The organism is Desulfosporosinus nitroreducens (genome assembly GCF_023897015.1).
GTDB lineage: Bacteria > Bacillota > Desulfitobacteriia > Desulfitobacteriales > Desulfitobacteriaceae > Desulfosporosinus > Desulfosporosinus nitroreducens.
This window is the reverse complement of the sequence record NZ_JAMHFY010000005.1, coordinates 268,479-285,776: the sequence shown is the minus strand read 5'-3', so window position 1 is coordinate 285,776 and position 17,298 is coordinate 268,479. Positions and strand designations below refer to the sequence as shown.

Sequence of the window (17,298 nt, the reverse complement as noted above, 5' to 3'; positions counted from 1 at the left end):
ACTGGAAATTGTATCCGCAGGGATGCAACAACCAGTGCTTTTGTCATATCTCCTCCTTATCAGGAGTGTATATGAAATATCTTGATTTTATAATGCCCCTTTTTCAAAATGTCCTTGACATGGGGACCAGTTTATTAATGTCCGAGGACATTGATGAAAAGGCAGCTCCTTTTCCCTTCGAGAATAGGTTGGAGAGTAAAATCACAAAGTAGTTTGTAGATTTTACTCTCCAACTTGTTTTTTTAGGAACAACAAAAAAGGATCCCATGAAGCACTTTTAAAATTTGCTGCTCAGAGAAATTTCAATCCAGAAGCCAAACGTCTGCTTTTTATATCATTCCAGATGCACTCGGAGAGATGACGAAGTTTGGAATCCAACTCACCGAACATCTTTCTCGTCTGGATGAACGGTATTTTCGGAAAGTAGAAGCGATTGAATTTGCTGTTAAATACGGTGATGGCATAGTTCCTCGTGGGGGGATCTTTTGCAGATTTAGATTCTCGGCGTCTCTCGAACCTCGAAAACACCGCTTAGTATGTATTTAGCACATAAAGGGCTCAAGGCGGCGAATATTCCATTGGTTCCAGAAGTTGCTCCTCCGGATAAACTTTTTAGTATTCACCTCGCAAAATTGATTGGCTCAACGCTAAGAGCTGAATTGCTCAACTAAATTCGAACTAAGTGCTTCAAACCTAGTTTAGGCGCAACAGCAGGTTATGCTAACCTAGATCACATTATGCGAGAATTGGAGTATGCCCGGAGTATCATTAAACGTATCAGTTGCCCAATTATTGACGCTACCGGCAAAGCCGTTGAAGAAACCGCGAGCATTGTATTAAGAAAGCGCTCTCTATACAGATAGCTAAATATAAGGAGGATGGCACTTATGATTCTTCTCGCTCAATGTCTTACTTTGCTGGCAGCTATTCTTGCCTGTATAACTTCGGTCTTAAACTACGTTAGCGTTAGTAGAAACAGACGATTTCTTAAGTAGAAAGGAATCTTTAGAAATACCAGGGAAAAGGGAATTTTTCAAACCGTTATTCTTCTTCTGAAAAATTCGAGAACGAAATAATTTGAGTTGTTTTTGCTTTCATATGGGATGTAAAGCAATACTTGAGGCTTGAATTTAATCAAATTAATTATTATATGTTCACCATCTAGTCAATTAATAATATTATATGATATAATCGATCGAATTAAACTTTATTAGTATGTCACATTGAGGTAGAGCAATAACATAAGAGGTGAAATTGGTTGGAATGGACGGAACGGCAACAGCGAATAGTGGAGATCGTGAAAGATTCGGGATCTATCACGGGCGAGAAGATTGCAGCAATGCTTAATTTGACGCGAGCTACTTTGCGCCCGGATTTAACTGTTTTGACTATGTCAGGGGTCCTAGTGGCTAGGCCACGCGTCGGGTATTCTTATCGTGAAGATCTCGGACCTTCCCCAATTATGGAACGCATGCTCCAACTCCGAGTCTGCGCATTTAAGTCTATGCCTGTCACTGTACTGGAAGATGCGAGTATCTACGAAGCAACGGTTGCGATGTTCACGCAAAACGTCGGAAGTCTGACGGTTGTTGGGGCAGACAGAGTCCTTTTGGGAATGATCTCCAGAAAAGATATTATGAAAGCCTCTTTAGGAAAAATCGACCTTCAACAGGTTCCGGTCGGTGTTATTATGACACGAATGCCAAACATCTACATGACAACCTTAGACGAACCCGTCTTGAGCGCAGCTAAAAAATTAGTTCAACATCAGGTTGACAGTTTGCCGGTAGTAGAAGGGTATGTAGATGAGAGCGGGAATGAGTGTTATGAGGTCGTGGGCCGGTTTACAAAGACAAATGTCACAAAGCTCTTTGTGGAGATTGCGGAAACGAGGTAATCCAGAGGTCGCAATCCGGAAGTCAGAGGGCAGAGGCCAATCCAGAGGTCGGATCTGTAGTTTATATTTCGTAGTTCGAGAGCGGTTACACGAGATTGAAGCCGGTAATCAGGACTGTTAGGTTAGTTTTAATGCGGAGATCAGGGGCATAAGGTTAAAAATCGGAAGTCTGTGGGACTTCGAATAATTCGGAGGTGAAAATGTGACGACCCAAACGTCTGTTATTTATGTCATTTCAGATGCCCTAGGTGAGACGGCTGAGTTTGTAAGTCGGGCGGCAGCGGCACAATTCATTGGTGTAAAGACTCGAATTCGCAGGGTTCCCTATGTAAGGGATCAAACCCATTTGGAAGATATTATGGAAGAAGCTGCGGCTGAACAAGCCATTTTAGTTTATACCCTTGTACTCAAAGATCTGCGAGAGTATTTGGAGAGTAAGGCTTTAGAAAAGGGGCTCAAAACAGTTGATATACTAGGTCCGCTTATTGGCGCCTTGTCCAGTCAAACTGGTATGGATCCAACTCATACGCCGAACATTATCCATCGTCTGGATGAACAGTATTTTCGGAAAGTAGAAGCGATTGAATTCGCTGTCAAATACGATGACGGTAAAGATCCTCGCGGGGTTCTTTTTGCAGACGTAGTCCTTATCGGCGTCTCTCGAACGTCGAAAACGCCACTTAGTATGTATTTAGCACATAAAGGACTCAAAGCTGCGAATATTCCTTTGGTTCCAGAAGTTGATCCCCCAGAGGAACTTTTTAGTATTTCACCGCGGAAAGTAATTGGTTTAACGTTAAGGCCTGAATTGCTCAACCAAATTCGTACTGAGCGCTTAAAAACTCTTGGTTTAGGCGCGACAGCGGATTATGCCAACCTAGATCGCATTATGAGAGAGTTGGAATATGCCCGAGGTATCATGAAACGTATCGGTTGCCCAATTATTGACGCTACTGGCAAAGCAGTTGAAGAAACCGCGAGCATTGTATTAGAAATATTATTTAAGGGGGACAGAAATGGATAAGAAGTATGTATACTTATTTCAAGAAGGTAAAGCCTCTATGCGCGATTTGTTGGGAGGAAAAGGGGCTAATTTAGCGGAGATGACCCAAATCGGTTTACCGGTACCCCCAGGGTTTACAATTACCACGGAAGCCTGCAATGAATATTACAGCAATGGCGAGATTTTCCCTGAAGGGATTTGGGAGCAAGTGTGGCCGGCTTTGGCAGAGGTTGAGGCGGCTTCCGGCAAACTCTTTGGAGACAAGAAAAACCCGCTCCTTGTTTCTGTAAGGTCCGGGGCGAAATTCTCAATGCCAGGCATGATGGATACCGTTCTCAATTTAGGACTTAATGATGACACTGTAGAAGCTTTAGCCGCAAACACGCAAAACGAACGTTTCGCTTGGGACTGTTATCGCCGATTTATCCAAATGTTTGGGGATGTCGTCTTAGAAGTAGAACATTATAATTTTGAACAGATCTTGGAAAGTGCGAAAGAGAAACAAGGGGTTCGCTATGACTCCGAGCTCTCAGCAGAGAGCCTTAAATGGATGGTCATTGAGTATAAGAAAAAGATCGAACGTAAAACCGGCAAACCATTCCCCATGGATCCTAGAGCTCAGTTAATGGAGGCCGTTTTAGCAGTTTTCCGTTCATGGAATAATGATCGCGCTAATGTGTATCGTAAAATTAACGGTATTCCCCATGAAATTGGAACCGCCGTTAATGTACAATCCATGGTTTTCGGCAACATGGGCTCGGATTCAGGAACGGGTGTGGCTTTTACACGTAACCCATCGACTGGGGAAAGTGCTCTCTATGGGGAATATCTGATGAATGCTCAAGGGGAAGACGTGGTGGCTGGGATACGGACTCCCAACCCGATTGCTACCTTGGCCAAGGAAAATCAGGAAATCTATCAACAATTTGTGGATTTCTCGAAACGCTTGGAAGGTCATTATCGGGACATGCAGGATATTGAATTCACCATTGAGCGTGGCAAACTGTACATGCTTCAAACACGTAATGGTAAAAGAACTGCGTCAGCCGCCATTCGCGTGGCAGTGGAACTTTTCCATGAAGGTGTGATCACTAAAGAAGAAGCGATTATGAGAATCGAACCGGACCAATTGGAGCATTTATTGCATCGCCGCATGGATACGGATGCCAAGTTGCAAGTGCTGGCAAAAGGGCTCCCTGCTTCTCCTGGAGCAGCTTCCGGAAGGATTGTCCTAAGTGCAGAAGAGGCAGAACGGCTAGGAAATCTTGGTGAGAAAGTAATTTTGGTGCGGACTGAAACGACGCCTGATGATATTCGCGGTATCTTAGCTGCTCAAGGAATTTTGACCAGTCGCGGGGGGATGACGAGCCATGCAGCGGTTGTTTCTCGCCATATGGGCAAACCTGCTGTCTGCGGATGTGACGCCTTAAAGATTGACTATACTCAGGGTTTAGTGGTTATTGATGGGGTAGAGTACCCTCATGGAACTATCATGTCCATTGATGGGGCAACCGGAAGAGTGATTAAGGGAGAAGTTTCTATGGTCGATCCGGAGCTGAGTGAAGGGTTTAAAGAGTTCTTGGGTTGGGCGGATGAAATCTCTAGACTGCGTGTTATGGCGAATGCAGACAGTCCGACCGAAGCGTCTAACGCTCGAGATTTTGGAGCGGTCGGGATTGGGTTGACTCGTACAGAGCATATGTTTATGGATCCTGAGCGGATTCCCATTGTCCAAGACATGATTCTGGCCCAAACCCTAGAGGATCGCGAAGACGCCTTAGCTAAGCTCTTACCTATGCAGGAAGAAGACTTCTACGGAATTTTAAAGGCTATGCAGGGCTTCCCTGTAACCATTCGTTTGCTTGATCCGCCGCTTCACGAATTCCTTCCCCATTCTGAGGAGTTGGTCGTGGACATTACAAAACTAAGAATGAGCAAAGCTGATCCGGGATCATTACATGACAAGGAGTCCCTACTGCGCAATGTTCGGGCCTTATCTGAACTTAACCCGATGCTTGGTCATCGAGGTTGTCGTCTGGGTGTTTCCTTCCCGGAAATCACGGTAATGCAAGCCCGGGCAATTTTCCAAGCCAGCGCACGGTTGCTAAAGGAAGGGTATGACATTCACCCTGAGGTCATGATTCCGCTGATTATGGGAAAAGAAGAATTTATTATGATGCGTAAGCTGGTTGATGACACGGCAGCTGAGGTTATGAGCGAGCAAAACGTCCATATCCACTATAAAGTTGGAACCATGATAGAGGTGCCCCGGGCGGCTCTCTTGGCGGATGAGATCGGAAAAGTCGCAGACTTCTTCTCCTTCGGGACAAACGATCTCACGCAGATGACAATGGGCCTGTCTCGTGATGATGCTCAAGGGAAGTTCCTGCCCATCTATCTGGACAAGAAGCTTATGAAAACTGATCCCTTTGTCGTACTTGATCGGGATGGGGTAGGAAAGCTAATTGGCATAGGAGTAAATCTTGGGCGAAGCACAAACCCTAAGCTCGGCTTAGGTATTTGTGGGGAGCACGGTGGAGAACCTAATTCTGTAGAATTCTGCCATATCGTTGGACTGGATTATGTCTCCTGTTCACCGTTTAGAGTGCCTATAGCTCGCTTGGCTGCCGCCCAAGCGGCGATAAAGAATCAAGGGAAATAGTATAGACATAGCTTGCTTAGCCTTATACATCAAGGGTTAGAAGGTATGCGTACTAAATCAAGTAGGGTATTGTCTTTTAGTGATTTTAAGAGACAGTGCCCTATTTTTGCTTGATAGATTTTGAGCCAGTCTACATGTTCACTGCGATTGTTAGAAGAATCAAAGTAAAGTGATGTCCCGAATGCGTTGAGGAAATCTAGTGTACTGTACCAAATAGAAAGTTAGAGTGCTCTTGACAATGTTCGAGAAATTGGAATATGATGAGTAGGGTTTAAACGTTTGGATATAGGTTAAAATATGGATAACAACTGTGAAAAGGATAGTAATAAAGGACTTGGGTTTTAGAGACATAATCCTCGGGTGAAAGATTATGACGAAGGTTTTTTATGAAGATCACCTTGGAGTTGGACGGCTGAAATAATCTAAGCTGTTCCGTAGGCATACGTTACATGTTTTAAGCGATTAATGGATATTGTTTTGCTTTTAATTAAACCTATCCATTAATAACAAGGGTGGTACCGCGGATAATCCGTCCCTAAGTCATTGACTTAGGGGCTTTTTGATGTTATTTACCCAATACGAAAGGAAGATGAGTATGTCTAACTTCAAACCGCTAACGGATCTGCCGGTAGCGAAAAAGGAAAGTGAAATAGCAGATTACTGGAATGATCATAAGATCCTGGATAAAAGTATCGAAACCAGAGAGGGTAAAACACCTTTCGTGTTCTATGAAGGACCTCCAACCGCCAACGGCAAACCAGGCATACACCACGTTATAGCCAGAACTCTAAAGGATTCAGTTTGCCGATACAAAACCATGCAGGGCTATCAAGTCAAGCGTAAGGCTGGATGGGATACTCATGGTCTTCCTGTGGAAATCGAAGTAGAGAAACAACTTAAACTTACTAACAAGCATGAAATTGAAGCCTATGGAATTGCGGAGTTCAATCAGAAATGTCGGGAATCAGTGTTCAGCTATGAGAAGCAATGGCGAGATATGACCAAGCGAATGGGATATTCAATTGATTTAGACCATCCGTACGTAACGCTTGATAATAATTATATTGAAAGCGTCTGGTGGATCCTAGATCAGTTTTTCAAAAAGGGTTTGATCTATGAAGGACACAAAATTCTACCCTATTGCTCACGCTGTGGAACTGGGCTGGCCTCCCATGAAGTAGCCCAGGGCTATAAGTTAATAAAGACTAACACCGTCTTCGTAAAGTTTAAGCGAAAAGAGGTTGAAGAGTTCTTTCTGGTCTGGACGACGACGCCCTGGACGCTTCCTTCGAACGTGGCACTGACTGTCAATCCTCAAGAAATCTATCTGAGAGTGAGGCAAAATGAGGAGATTTATTATGTTTCCAAGACTTTGTCCCATAAAGTATTGGGAGAAGAGTTTGAAGTTCTGGAAGAAATCATGGGAAAAGATCTTGAGTTCATAGAATATGAGCAGTTAATGCCGTTTGTAAAAGCGGATAAGAAGGCCTTCTTTGTTACGGTCGGCGATTATGTAACGACAGAGGATGGCACGGGAATTGTTCATACTGCCCCAGCCTTTGGGGAGGACGATTACAACATTGGCAAGAAGTATAATCTGCCAGTGCTTCAGCCTGTTGATGAAACAGGAAAATTTGTAACCACTCCATGGAAAGGCAGCTTTGTCATGGATGCGGATCTCGATATTATCAAATGGTTGCACGGGGAAGGAAAATTATTTAAGAAAGAAAAAATGGAGCATAACTATCCTCACTGTTGGAGATGTCAGACCCCACTCCTTTATTATGCTAAACCAAGCTGGTATATCGAAGTCACAAAATTTAGAGATCAATTGGTTGAGAATAACAAAAGCGTTGAGTGGTATCCCGATTTTGTCGGAGAAAAAAGGTTTGGCAACTGGCTGGAAAATGCCAATGACTGGGCCTTGTCTAGAACTCGATACTGGGGAACACCGCTTAACATCTGGAGATGCGATTGCGGAAACATCACATCGATTGGCTCTCGACAAGAGCTGGTAGAAAACGCGGTGGAAACGCTGGAGGAAACAACGATTGAATTGCACCGGCCGTTTGTGGATGATATTCACATTAAATGCTCAAAATGTAGCGGGACAATGACTAGGGTGAAAGATGTCATTGATTGCTGGTTTGACAGTGGTTCCATGCCGCTTGCTCAGCATCACTATCCGTTTGAAAATAGCGAGAACTTTGATCAGCTCTTTCCCGCCGATTTTATCTGTGAGGGTATTGATCAGACGAGAGGCTGGTTCTATTCTCTACTTGTGATCTCAACCTTCATCAAGGGAGTTGCACCTTATAAACGAGTCTTAGTGAACGATTTGGTTCTCGATAAGGATGGGCATAAGATGTCTAAGTCCAAAGGAAACACGGTCAATCCGTTTGAATTGTTTGATCAATATGGAGCGGATGCTTTAAGATGGTATTTACTTCATGTTTCTCCGGCTTGGAGTCCAACGAAATTTGATATCGAAGGGATCAAGGAAGTACAGAGTAAATTTTTCAGTACGATGAGAAATGTGTATGCTTTCTTTTCCTTGTATGCCGAAACGGATAAGCTTGACCCACGGGACTTCTTTATTGATTACAAGGATCGACCCGAGCTTGATCAATGGGTACTATCAAAGTATAACAGCCTTCTAAAAGGCGTCGAGTCAGATATGAAGGTCTTTGATTTGACCAAAGCAGTAAGAAAAATAACTGTGTTTGTCAATGAGGATTTTTCGAACTGGTATATAAGACGCTCGCGCAGACGCTTCTGGGGCTCAGAGCTTACGAATGATAAGAAAGCCGTCAACAATACGACTTATGAAATACTCGTGGGATTATCCAAGCTGGTGGCTCCCTTTGCGCCCTATATTTCTGAAGAACTCTATCGAAGCTTGACCGATGAACTATCTGTCCACCTAGCGGATTACCCTGTCGCCGATTTGAGCCTGATTGATGGCGAGTTGGAAACTAGAATGGATCTGGTGAGAAATCTAGTGGGCTTAGGCAGAGCGGCTAGGGAACAGGTCAGAATCAAGGTGCGACAACCTGTCCAACAGATCTTAATTGACGGTAAATATGAACAACTGATTGACTACATGCTTCCCTTAATCAAGGAGGAGCTTAATGTTAAGGAGGTCATGTTTGCCAAGGATTTAAGCGAGTATATGAACTTTAGCTTAAAGCCTAATTTCAAAGTAGCAGGGTCGATTTTTGGACCTAAAGTAAAATCACTAGGCAAAGTACTGGCAGCCCTTGATGCCTCTTCTGTTGTGCCTAGATTAGAAGCTGGTGAAACGATTTCGATTGAGGTAGAGGGCGAACGCGTAGACTTAGTTAAGGACTATGTCATCACTACGATCGCGGCTAAAGAAGGCTTTACAATGACCGTGGAGGACAATTTATTCGTAATCCTGGATACAACGCTTACCAAAGAGTTGATCGATGAAGGGTATGCGCGAGAGTTTGTCTCCAAGGTACAGCAAATGAGAAAATCTAATGACTATGAAATGATGGATAGAATCGAAATATACTATGATGGCGATGAGGAAATAGCTGAGGCTGTCAAATTATATGAAGACTATATAAAACAAGAGACTCTAGCAAACTATATTAAGAGAATAAAGGATGCTAGCTTGGAAAAGCAGAATCTTAACGGTCATGAGACAGGCTTGAAGCTGGAGAAATTGTAGGAGTGTTCCAGAGTTAGGCAGGGGACCTAAATTGTAGTAGAAAGAACGAGGCTGGAAGCGATTATTTGCTTACAGCCTCGTTTTTGTCCCGTTAAAATAAATGGTTGCAAGATGTGTGTCATAATAGCAAAAAATGGTGATTGGTCCTTTATGATAGTGTCTGCTCAGGCGCGGTTAGAAACAAAGACCAATCGACGTAATCTTGAAATAGTTGATGACATATGGTACTATTTAATGAAGTTTTATAGGGTTCCGCAGTTTTAAAAAGAACTGGTCTGGACCGAGATAAAACGCACAGTTTACTGTGTACACGGAAGGATAAAAGCCTGGGAGATATTATATATATCTTCCGGTTTTTTTATTTCTTGATCATTATGCTATGAAAGTGAGGAAATAACTAATGTTTAGAGAAATGAGAAGAGGTAAGCAATTATTATCAATGGAAGACACCGTAGCTGTAATGGACAGATGCACAAATGGTGTCCTAGCATGCTTAGGTGATGAAGATTATCCTTACGCAGTTCCACTCAGCTATGTTTACTTCAATGAAAAAATCTATTTTCATTCAGCAAAAGCCGGACATAAAATCGATGCTATAATGAAGAACCCTAAGGTATCTTTTTCAGTAATAGATGAAGATACGATAGTAAGCAAAAAATTTACCAGTTATTTCCGCAGCGTTCTTGCTTTTGGTAAAGCAAGAATTGTGGAAGGCGACGAATGGCTGGAAGCTATTAAGGCGTTAGTTGAAAAGTATTCAGCAGATCAGCCTGAAGAGGCCAAACATAAGGAAATAACCGGATGTTCGCAAGTTTATATTATTGCGATTGACGTCGAGCACATTACTGGCAAGGAAGCAATTGAATACGTCAAAGTAAAAAGGTAATTACCAGAGCCTTTATTTATAAAGTGGTGAAGAATATGAAATGGTAATTGTTAGTCTTCACAAAACAATTGAGTCCGATTTCATCCTGTTGTTTCTTTACATCTTCTTGCGTTAGAAATCGAGGAAATTACAATAGAAACTTATATAGAGAAACTCAAAGCTCACGGTTGGCGTGTTGTCCCAAAAGAAGAAGTCCCAAAAGAAGAGGACACTATAGAGTAGTATAAAACGATTTTTGTAACGGATAATTAAAAGTGTTCCATAATGTTGAAAAATGAAATAGGTCCTTTATGATAGCTGCTGCCCAGGCCGCGATAAAAGGCTAAAGACCAATCGTCAGAATGTTAGCGAAAGTGTGAAAAAGCCTTATGTCATAGGTGTCTGAGGTAATTTTATAAGTGTAAAAAATAGGGTGTTGGTAGCTAAAATCTTAAGGATTTAGCGTACCAGCACCCTGTTTTTATATGAAAAATTGTGTTTAGGTGGCATGTCGGAGATAAAATACGTTTATTACGGCACACTTTATAAAATAATTATGGAACACTTTTTGAAAGTCATATATAATTATATGTGATAAAACAAATAGGTTTGACAAGATCGCCCCTATATAAAATGACTAAAGTTTCGCACCCCAAAAGTCCTTTTTAGTTAGACCCCTGAAAATAACTCAGAGCCGTTTCTTTAATTTCCCACCCACAGTACCCGGTGTACCACTTGATACTCCAAAATTGTTTTTAGGCGGCTTTGTCCGCAAGGACATTCAATTCAGCCAAGCAATTCGGCAAACTGCAACGACAGTTGAAGGTACTATTAATGATTTTGTTATTGATGTGCCCTGGTCATGTGTTGTTGACCTCGGCAGTGCACTTGTACTACCGCCGACCCTATTTGGACAGCAGCAAGAATATGAGTTTTTAAGCACCACAACGCTTCCTTCCGGGTTTTCGACCAAGGACAAGTTAATTGCGGGCGATCTGTCTGAGTTTAACATGGTCAGCACTGAGTTTCTTAACAGATTGCCGACAGTAACACTAGTATTCAGTCAGATTAATGAAATGGATGAAACACTCGACCGGGTAGCATTACAAGGAGGACCTTTTGAAGAAGGTCAATTCAAAAAAATCCAAGAAAAAATGATAATTGTAGCGCAGATTTTACTGACTTTCCCACCGGTAATTACTCCACTTGCAACCGATTGCTAACAAACGACGGAACTAACAGAAAAGAGCCCTTGGGCTCTTTTCTACTTGAGTTTTATCTGGAAAGAAATTAGCAACCGCTCCGGTATCTTTCCAGAACGGTTTGAGGTTTGTTAATTCCAAAAGACTTGTAACTGTGGGTACCGTTTAAAGTTGTTACTGTAGTACCTTGAAAAGATGTATAATCAAGGCCATCGACCTTAACTTTAGTAATACTGCCAAATCCTAGACCACTAAACTCAATACTGCCTTTTCCTGTCACGTTGTTCAACATAATACTTCTATATATTAACATCCACATTGACAAGGGCCTGATCGAAAAATGGCATATTTTGAACCAACCCCAAGACACCGATCGGCAATCCGTTTTGCCATTCAATTGTTACTCCGGAACTTGGTTGAATACTATTAAAAAGGATATAAGTAGCAGATAAAAGATTTGGGACATAAATTCTTGAGCACCATACTCTAATTCAAAACCATAGGGCGGTTGTGGTTTCATTAATCCTAACATAGCCCTGAGGCTCAGTAACATTGTTGGTTTGTGAAGGGCTGATCAATAAAGGGCTTTGGGGGATTTAGCAACCCGATGAAGATATTAGGATATTTTATTCGGTGCATTTAGTTTATTATACATTTCCATCCCTTCAGTTGTTAGATGAGGTAATAAAAGGCTCCATAGAATTGATAGAATATTTTTCTGCTTTGCAAGAAATTTCTTAAGAAGAATTATTTCCTGTATTCCATACATACTTAATGATAATAAAGAAATTGACAAATCTTCATATTGTCCGGCATATAATTCTTTCTTCATAATGCCATTATTAACAAAGTTAGAAAATATGTTGTTATACACAGTATAGAACTCATTAACAACTTTGATCTGTATTTTTGATATTTCAGGATACAACTTGGGTAACTCAGTAAAGCTAGAGAAATAAAAGAAATATTTTTCGCGAAATGCGTTAAGGCTTAAAAATAGTTGATTCAGGCCTTCGATAGAAACATCCGACGAAAAATTCAAGTTTTTGTATTCTTCGTATTGCATAGAACTAATGCAAATCATTAGATCCTTTTTCCTTTTAAAATAGTATGTCAAATTACCAGGACTTATATTCAGAACATCAGAAATATCCCTCATGGTTACATGAGCGTATCCTTTTTTATTAAATAATTCAATTGATGCTTCAATAATTTTCTCTTTTAAATTAACAGTCATCATAATATCCTTTACAGATAACATATAAATGTCATCAAGTATTGTTATAGTGTCTCAAGTTGCTCAAGGTTAAATAATCTGTTATCAGGTAATGTCTTGTAGTAACCTGCACTTGAAATCAAAAGAAATTATATCACAAATTGGTCTTCATAGAAAAAGTAAATAATGTACTATTTAAAAAACGTCTTATTAGCAGAATTAAAAAAATAGTTCAATAAGAAAACTAAAGTATTTAAGAGATAATAGAAGCAAATCATCGGGTAAGGTAGATTTTAGGGAAGGACAAGACTTGCATTAGTACATTTGTACTAATATACTTGCATTAGTACAAATGTACTAATGCACCAATAATAGAGAAGGAGTGCATTAAGGTAGCAGAACTCAGAAAGAAACCTATCGAGCAACCTTTGCCAAGGATGTTATGCAACACACTTTATTGAAAGGGGAATAACAGTATACTTAATTGATGGTCCCGGCCAGTGAGAATCTCTTTATTTTGATCACTGTTTTCAAGAAATTGAAATGGAAAATGCATCAGGGTGGTTTTACAATTTCTTAAGAATCATGCGAATGTGGGTAACAGAAGTAGAATGCTTATTGATTGACTGGCTTAAAGAAAGACTTTCATAAAAAAATATAAAGTGTAGTTTGCTTTTAGCTTTAGCTTAAACTTAAACGAATTGAGGGAAAACAATGAATCAACCTAATATAGACATTAACGAAAGGACCAACCACTTCTATGAACTTACCTGGAAAGAGATACAAATTCCAATGCGGGACGGAAGTTACCTTGCAGCAAATCTTTATCAGCCAAAGTCAGATGGCAGGTTTCCGGTAATTATGACGATGTGTCCGTATGGAAAAGATGTGCACTTTTCTCAATTTGCTCCTGCTAATCCGACGATTGCAATAGAATATTCTCATTCGCAAGATAAAGGGCCTTTACTTAGCTGGGAAACTCCAAATCCTGAATTCTGGGTACCCCAAGGGTATGCCGTATTGAGGATAGATGAACGCGGTATCGGAAATTCTCCGGGAAAGCTGGATATATTGTCAGAATCTTTAAAGAAGGATTATTATGATGCAATTGAATGGGCTGGAACAGAGCCATGGAGCAATGGTAAGATCGGATTGCTTGGTATATCATATCTGGCTATGAGCCAATGGGCTGTAGCATCGGAACAACCCCCTCATTTAACCTGTATTGTACCTTGGGAAGGTACAGTGGATTATTATGCTGAATTCTGTTATCCGGGCGGAATACAGGCGAACGGCTTTCTTTCTTTCTGGTGGAAAAATGGGATCTTGACGCGTCAATACAATCCGGATGGAAAGTACACAGAAGAGCAATTACAGGCTAATCGCGTTGAATTTACAGAGGTAGTTAAAAACAATCCACTGCGTGATAAAGCTTGGAAAAATCGATTTTCTGATTTGAGTAAGGTAAAGGTACCTGTTTTATCAGCCAGTAACTGGTTTAGTGCCGGAATGCATACCCGCGGAAATTTCCTGGGTTTTCAGAATGCAGCATCGGAGAACAAGTGGCTTGAAGTGCATATAGGCAGTCATGTCGGTGCGTTTTACACTGTTGAGGGTCGTGCGCTGCAGAAAAAATTCCTGGATTATTGGCTTAAAGGAATGGATACCGGTATCATGCGAGAACCCAAAGTGAAGCTTGCCATTCCTCGCGGGGGTAATAACTACACATGGCGCTATGAAAATGAATATCCGCTTAAACGCACCCAATGGACTCGATTTTACCTTGATGCGAGTTCGAAAATGCTTACGGAAGAACCCGCACAATCCAAGGCTCAGGTTTGTTATGAAGGAGATAAGGATCGCGAGTCAAAATATTGGGCAAAACCTTTTATGATGAAAGTATTCTCGAGAGACGAGGAAAATTCCAAACGTGTAATGTTTAAAACTGCTCCATTTGAGAACGAAACAGAGATACTCGGACCTATCAAACTTCGTTTATGGGCCTCATCAACTATTGAGGATATGGATATTTTTGTGTCTTTGCGCAACATTGACTCCTTAGGCAAAGAAGTAGTTAACTCAGGAGCATTAACAGAGAAATTCCCAATTAGTCAGGGTTGGCTGCGTGCTTCTTTACGTAAAACAGATGATGAATTATCAACTGGTTATAAGCCTTATTATACCTTCGATGAGTTCCAAAAACTGATTCCAGGGGAAGTCTATCCCTTAGACATTGAGATATGGGATAGCGCAATCGTTGTAGCTAAAGGGAATTGGTTACTTTTAGAAATTGGAAGCCAAAATCAAAGTGGATGTGCGTTAATAACTCAGACAGGGGATGATAGAGTTTGGGAGGCAGATGTTACCATACATACAGGAGAGGAATTTGATTCGTATTTAATGCTCCCAATAATACCAGCACTTTAGCCCACTACAGCTAAGCATTGATTTCACTGGTATCTTTAACTATTTCAAAAGTGAATCAAATCGGAGTTTTATGAAGCCTAAGCCTGACCTCTCATTCTGAACACGTCTCATTTTTATAGGATGCTAGATATTTTATCCAGTTAATTGACACTATTGAGTAGTATAAAACGATTTTTGCAACGGATAATTAAAAGTGTTCTATAATGGTGAAAAATTGAGATTGGTCTAATATGATAGCAGCTGCCCAGACGCCTGTAAAACATTAAAAACCAGTGAACTTTTGTATCCTCAAGGCATGTGGGTTACATTAGATAATGAGTTTTACGGAAAATGGGGTTGAGTTAGCTGTCAATTGATCACCGTCTGGTTTCTTCTCAAATTCGGATCCGGATCCGAATTTGAATTACCGTGGTCGGGTTTTAATCGGTGCGGCCCTTAGGCCGCAAAATCACTGCAATAGGCTGGCAGGGCATTTTCCCGTCTGGTAGGCTTTAATACAAGGGCGGGTTATACAAATAGGTTGTTGTTAAATCCCTGATTTGATATCTCGTTTGCCGATTAATTCGAACCATCTCGGTTTTCCACCCCTGACGAAATGATAGACATTACCCCCCATATTATGGATTTTGACTGGCCAAGCTTGGTCTGTCTTTTTATCTTATGCACCTTGTCCGGTAGGGGTTCCTTGGCACCGGGCATCTATGACTAAACTAGGAATGATAGTGTTCAAAGGCATTTATAATTATGGAAAAATACGGTATAATATTTCTGAGGTGATTTGAATGCACGCTATTAAAGATATCATTAGTAAACGTGATCAGATTATTAGTATTGCGTCACATTACAAAATGTTTAATGTTAAACTATTTGGTTCTGTACTCAGAGAAGAGGAAAACACGGAAAGTGACATAGACTTTTTGGTTGATTGTAGAGATGATTGTTCTTTATTTGACCTTATCTCATTGAAATATGATTTAGAAGAAATTTTAGGTAGAAAGATTGATGTGGTCACTTCGGATTCTGTGCATTGGACTATAAAGGACAAGATAGCACAGGAGGCTAGACCTATATGAAAGATGACAAGGTATTTCTTCAAAACATCCTGGAGTGTATCGTCAAGATTGAAACATATACTAACTCTGGTAAACAAAAATTCATGAGTTCAGACCTCATTCAGGATGCGGTTATTCGGAATCTCGAAATACTCGGAGAAGCTACCAAAAGAGTATCACAAGGAACTAAAGAAAAACACCAAGAAATTCCATGGAGGCAAATGGCCGGACTACGCGATGTGTTAATACATGATTACATGGGAGTTAGCCTGAAAATTGTTTGGAATGTGGTACAGAACGAGTTGCCTCAACTTAAAACTAAGATAATAGATTTATTAGGTTAAGCACTGGACCTTTGTTTCAGTGCTTTTTTATTTTGAGTTTTGGCTGCTGATGAAGTAGAAGCTTCATTGGGATTATAGTATGGGAAAAGTGGAATACTCACCGAAGGCTCTGGAGGATTTACATTAGATAATAAGTAATTGAAGTATTTTACAGAAAATGGGGTTGAGTTAGCTGCCAATTGATCACCGTCTGGTTTTTTCTCAAATTCGAATCCGAGTTTGAATTTGAATTTGAATTACCGTGGTCGGGTTTTTATCCATAGGAGCGGCCCTTGGCCGCAAAATCATTGCCATGGGCTAAAAATCGGTTGTTGTTGAATCCGTGTTTTTGATATCTCGTTTACCGATTAATTCGTTGCCGGTGGTGAGAAACTATGAGAGGAAAATAAGGCTCGTTTGAAGCCGACTATTTTTCGTTATACAATAAAGAAAACCATAGAAGCGAGGATGTATCATGACCAAGCATCATATCTATACAATGAGTGTCGCGAGTGTCTATCCCCATTATGTTACGAAGGCGGAGAAAAAAGGACGGACGAAAACAGAAGTTGATGAAATCATCCGTTGGTTGACGGGATATAGCCAGGGAGAGTTAGAAGCGCAGCTGGAAAAACAGACAGACTTTGAGACCTTCTTTGCGGGAGCTCCCCAACTGAATCCTTCGCGGGCTTTGATCAAAGGTGTAGTCTGCGGTGTCCGAGTGGAAGACATCGAAGAACCAACTATGCAGGAAATTCGCTATTTGGATAAGCTGATCGATGAGTTAGCAAAGGGAAAATCGATGGAAAAGATTTTAAGAAAATAAATATCTAAACGGAAGAGCATTCCTTTGATTTATGAAAAGTGTCAAGATAAGCGTCAGGAAATAGAAGGTTACCGTAAGGTAATCATTAAGAATTATGTCCTTGTAAAAATCAACTCCCATAGTTTGAA

The 17,298-nt window shown here is 40.9% G+C and carries 13 protein-coding genes, 1 pseudogene, 1 riboswitch and 1 other annotated feature; of the genes and pseudogenes, 12 read left to right on the top strand and 2 right to left on the bottom strand.

Features of this window, described 5'->3' with window-relative positions:
• The 8 genes and pseudogenes from M8E35_RS08455 to M8E35_RS08420 all read left to right on the top strand — a co-directional run.
• Window positions 1-212 (top strand): hypothetical protein (locus M8E35_RS08455; RefSeq protein WP_252468410.1); only part of this gene is annotated, 212 nt, incomplete at its 5' end.
• Between the two features lie 184 nt (window positions 213-396).
• Window positions 397-863: pseudogene (locus M8E35_RS08450) on the top strand (kinase/pyrophosphorylase); the annotation flags it as partial.
• A 395-nt stretch (window positions 864-1,258) separates the two neighbouring features.
• Window positions 1,259-1,897: a transcriptional regulator CcpN gene (ccpN, locus tag M8E35_RS08445; protein WP_229245485.1), complete on the top strand. Its 639-nt coding sequence runs from the start codon at window positions 1,259-1,261 to the stop codon at window positions 1,895-1,897.
• Between the two features lie 202 nt (window positions 1,898-2,099).
• Window positions 2,100-2,921, top strand: coding sequence for a pyruvate, water dikinase regulatory protein (locus M8E35_RS08440; RefSeq protein WP_252468409.1), 822 nt, complete (start codon window positions 2,100-2,102; stop codon window positions 2,919-2,921).
• Window positions 2,914-5,562, top strand: coding sequence for a pyruvate, phosphate dikinase (ppdK, locus tag M8E35_RS08435; protein ID WP_252468408.1), 2,649 nt, complete (start codon window positions 2,914-2,916; stop codon window positions 5,560-5,562). The genes M8E35_RS08440 and ppdK overlap by 8 nt, the downstream gene beginning before the upstream one ends.
• Before the next feature lie 301 nt (window positions 5,563-5,863).
• Window positions 5,864-6,102 (top strand) — a binding site (T-box leader).
• 55 nt (window positions 6,103-6,157) lie between these two features.
• Window positions 6,158-9,259: an isoleucine--tRNA ligase gene (ileS, locus tag M8E35_RS08430; protein ID WP_252468407.1), complete on the top strand. Its 3,102-nt coding sequence runs from the start codon at window positions 6,158-6,160 to the stop codon at window positions 9,257-9,259.
• A 233-nt stretch (window positions 9,260-9,492) separates the two neighbouring features.
• Window positions 9,493-9,594: riboswitch (guanidine-I (ykkC/yxkD leader) on the top strand.
• Between the two features lie 65 nt (window positions 9,595-9,659).
• Window positions 9,660-10,145, top strand: a complete 486-nt coding sequence (locus M8E35_RS08425; RefSeq protein ID WP_252468406.1) for a pyridoxamine 5'-phosphate oxidase family protein — start codon at window positions 9,660-9,662, stop codon at window positions 10,143-10,145.
• Between the two features lie 728 nt (window positions 10,146-10,873).
• Window positions 10,874-11,347: a hypothetical protein gene (locus tag M8E35_RS08420; protein ID WP_252468404.1), complete on the top strand. Its 474-nt coding sequence runs from the start codon at window positions 10,874-10,876 to the stop codon at window positions 11,345-11,347.
• A gap of 67 nt (window positions 11,348-11,414) precedes the next feature.
• On the opposite strand, the gene M8E35_RS08415 is transcribed toward M8E35_RS08420, so the two are convergent.
• The gene (locus M8E35_RS08415; RefSeq protein WP_252468402.1) at window positions 11,415-11,645 is read right to left on the bottom strand and encodes a hypothetical protein; all 231 of its coding nucleotides are present in this window, start codon (window positions 11,643-11,645) and stop codon (window positions 11,415-11,417) included.
• 297 nt (window positions 11,646-11,942) lie between these two features.
• A complete protein-coding gene (locus tag M8E35_RS08410) occupies window positions 11,943-12,587 on the bottom strand; it encodes a TetR/AcrR family transcriptional regulator (RefSeq protein ID WP_252468401.1) in 645 nt (214 codons plus the stop codon).
• Window positions 12,588-13,256: 669 nt separating this feature from the next.
• Here M8E35_RS08410 and M8E35_RS08405 point away from each other — a divergent pair.
• From M8E35_RS08405 to M8E35_RS08390, 4 genes are all read left to right on the top strand, one after another.
• Window positions 13,257-14,969, top strand: coding sequence for a CocE/NonD family hydrolase (locus tag M8E35_RS08405; RefSeq protein ID WP_252468400.1), 1,713 nt, complete (start codon window positions 13,257-13,259; stop codon window positions 14,967-14,969).
• A 782-nt stretch (window positions 14,970-15,751) separates the two neighbouring features.
• Window positions 15,752-16,042, top strand: a complete 291-nt coding sequence (locus M8E35_RS08400) for a nucleotidyltransferase family protein (protein ID WP_252468399.1) — start codon at window positions 15,752-15,754, stop codon at window positions 16,040-16,042.
• The gene (locus M8E35_RS08395) at window positions 16,039-16,365 is read left to right on the top strand and encodes a HepT-like ribonuclease domain-containing protein (protein ID WP_252468398.1); all 327 of its coding nucleotides are present in this window, start codon (window positions 16,039-16,041) and stop codon (window positions 16,363-16,365) included. The genes M8E35_RS08400 and M8E35_RS08395 overlap by 4 nt, the downstream gene beginning before the upstream one ends.
• A 454-nt stretch (window positions 16,366-16,819) precedes the next feature.
• The gene (locus M8E35_RS08390) at window positions 16,820-17,170 is read left to right on the top strand and encodes a DUF2200 domain-containing protein (RefSeq protein WP_252468397.1); all 351 of its coding nucleotides are present in this window, start codon (window positions 16,820-16,822) and stop codon (window positions 17,168-17,170) included.
• Window positions 17,171-17,298: the final 128 nt, after the last annotated feature.

What these genes read in the sequence shown, in the direction of transcription:
- M8E35_RS08425 (WP_252468406.1), top strand. Translation starts at nt 9,660, where the DNA reads ATGTTTAGAGAAATGAGAAGAGGTAAGCAATTATTATCAATGGAAGAC.
- M8E35_RS08415 (WP_252468402.1), bottom strand. Translation starts at nt 11,645, where the DNA reads ATGTGGATGTTAATATATAGAAGTATTATGTTGAACAACGTGACAGGA.
- ileS (WP_252468407.1), top strand. Translation starts at nt 6,158, where the DNA reads ATGTCTAACTTCAAACCGCTAACGGATCTGCCGGTAGCGAAAAAGGAA.
- M8E35_RS08390 (WP_252468397.1), top strand. Translation starts at nt 16,820, where the DNA reads ATGACCAAGCATCATATCTATACAATGAGTGTCGCGAGTGTCTATCCC.
- M8E35_RS08405 (WP_252468400.1), top strand. Translation starts at nt 13,257, where the DNA reads ATGAATCAACCTAATATAGACATTAACGAAAGGACCAACCACTTCTAT.
- M8E35_RS08395 (WP_252468398.1), top strand. Translation starts at nt 16,039, where the DNA reads ATGAAAGATGACAAGGTATTTCTTCAAAACATCCTGGAGTGTATCGTC.
- M8E35_RS08400 (WP_252468399.1), top strand. Translation starts at nt 15,752, where the DNA reads ATGCACGCTATTAAAGATATCATTAGTAAACGTGATCAGATTATTAGT.
- M8E35_RS08410 (WP_252468401.1), bottom strand. Translation starts at nt 12,587, where the DNA reads ATGTTATCTGTAAAGGATATTATGATGACTGTTAATTTAAAAGAGAAA.
- ppdK (WP_252468408.1), top strand. Translation starts at nt 2,914, where the DNA reads ATGGATAAGAAGTATGTATACTTATTTCAAGAAGGTAAAGCCTCTATG.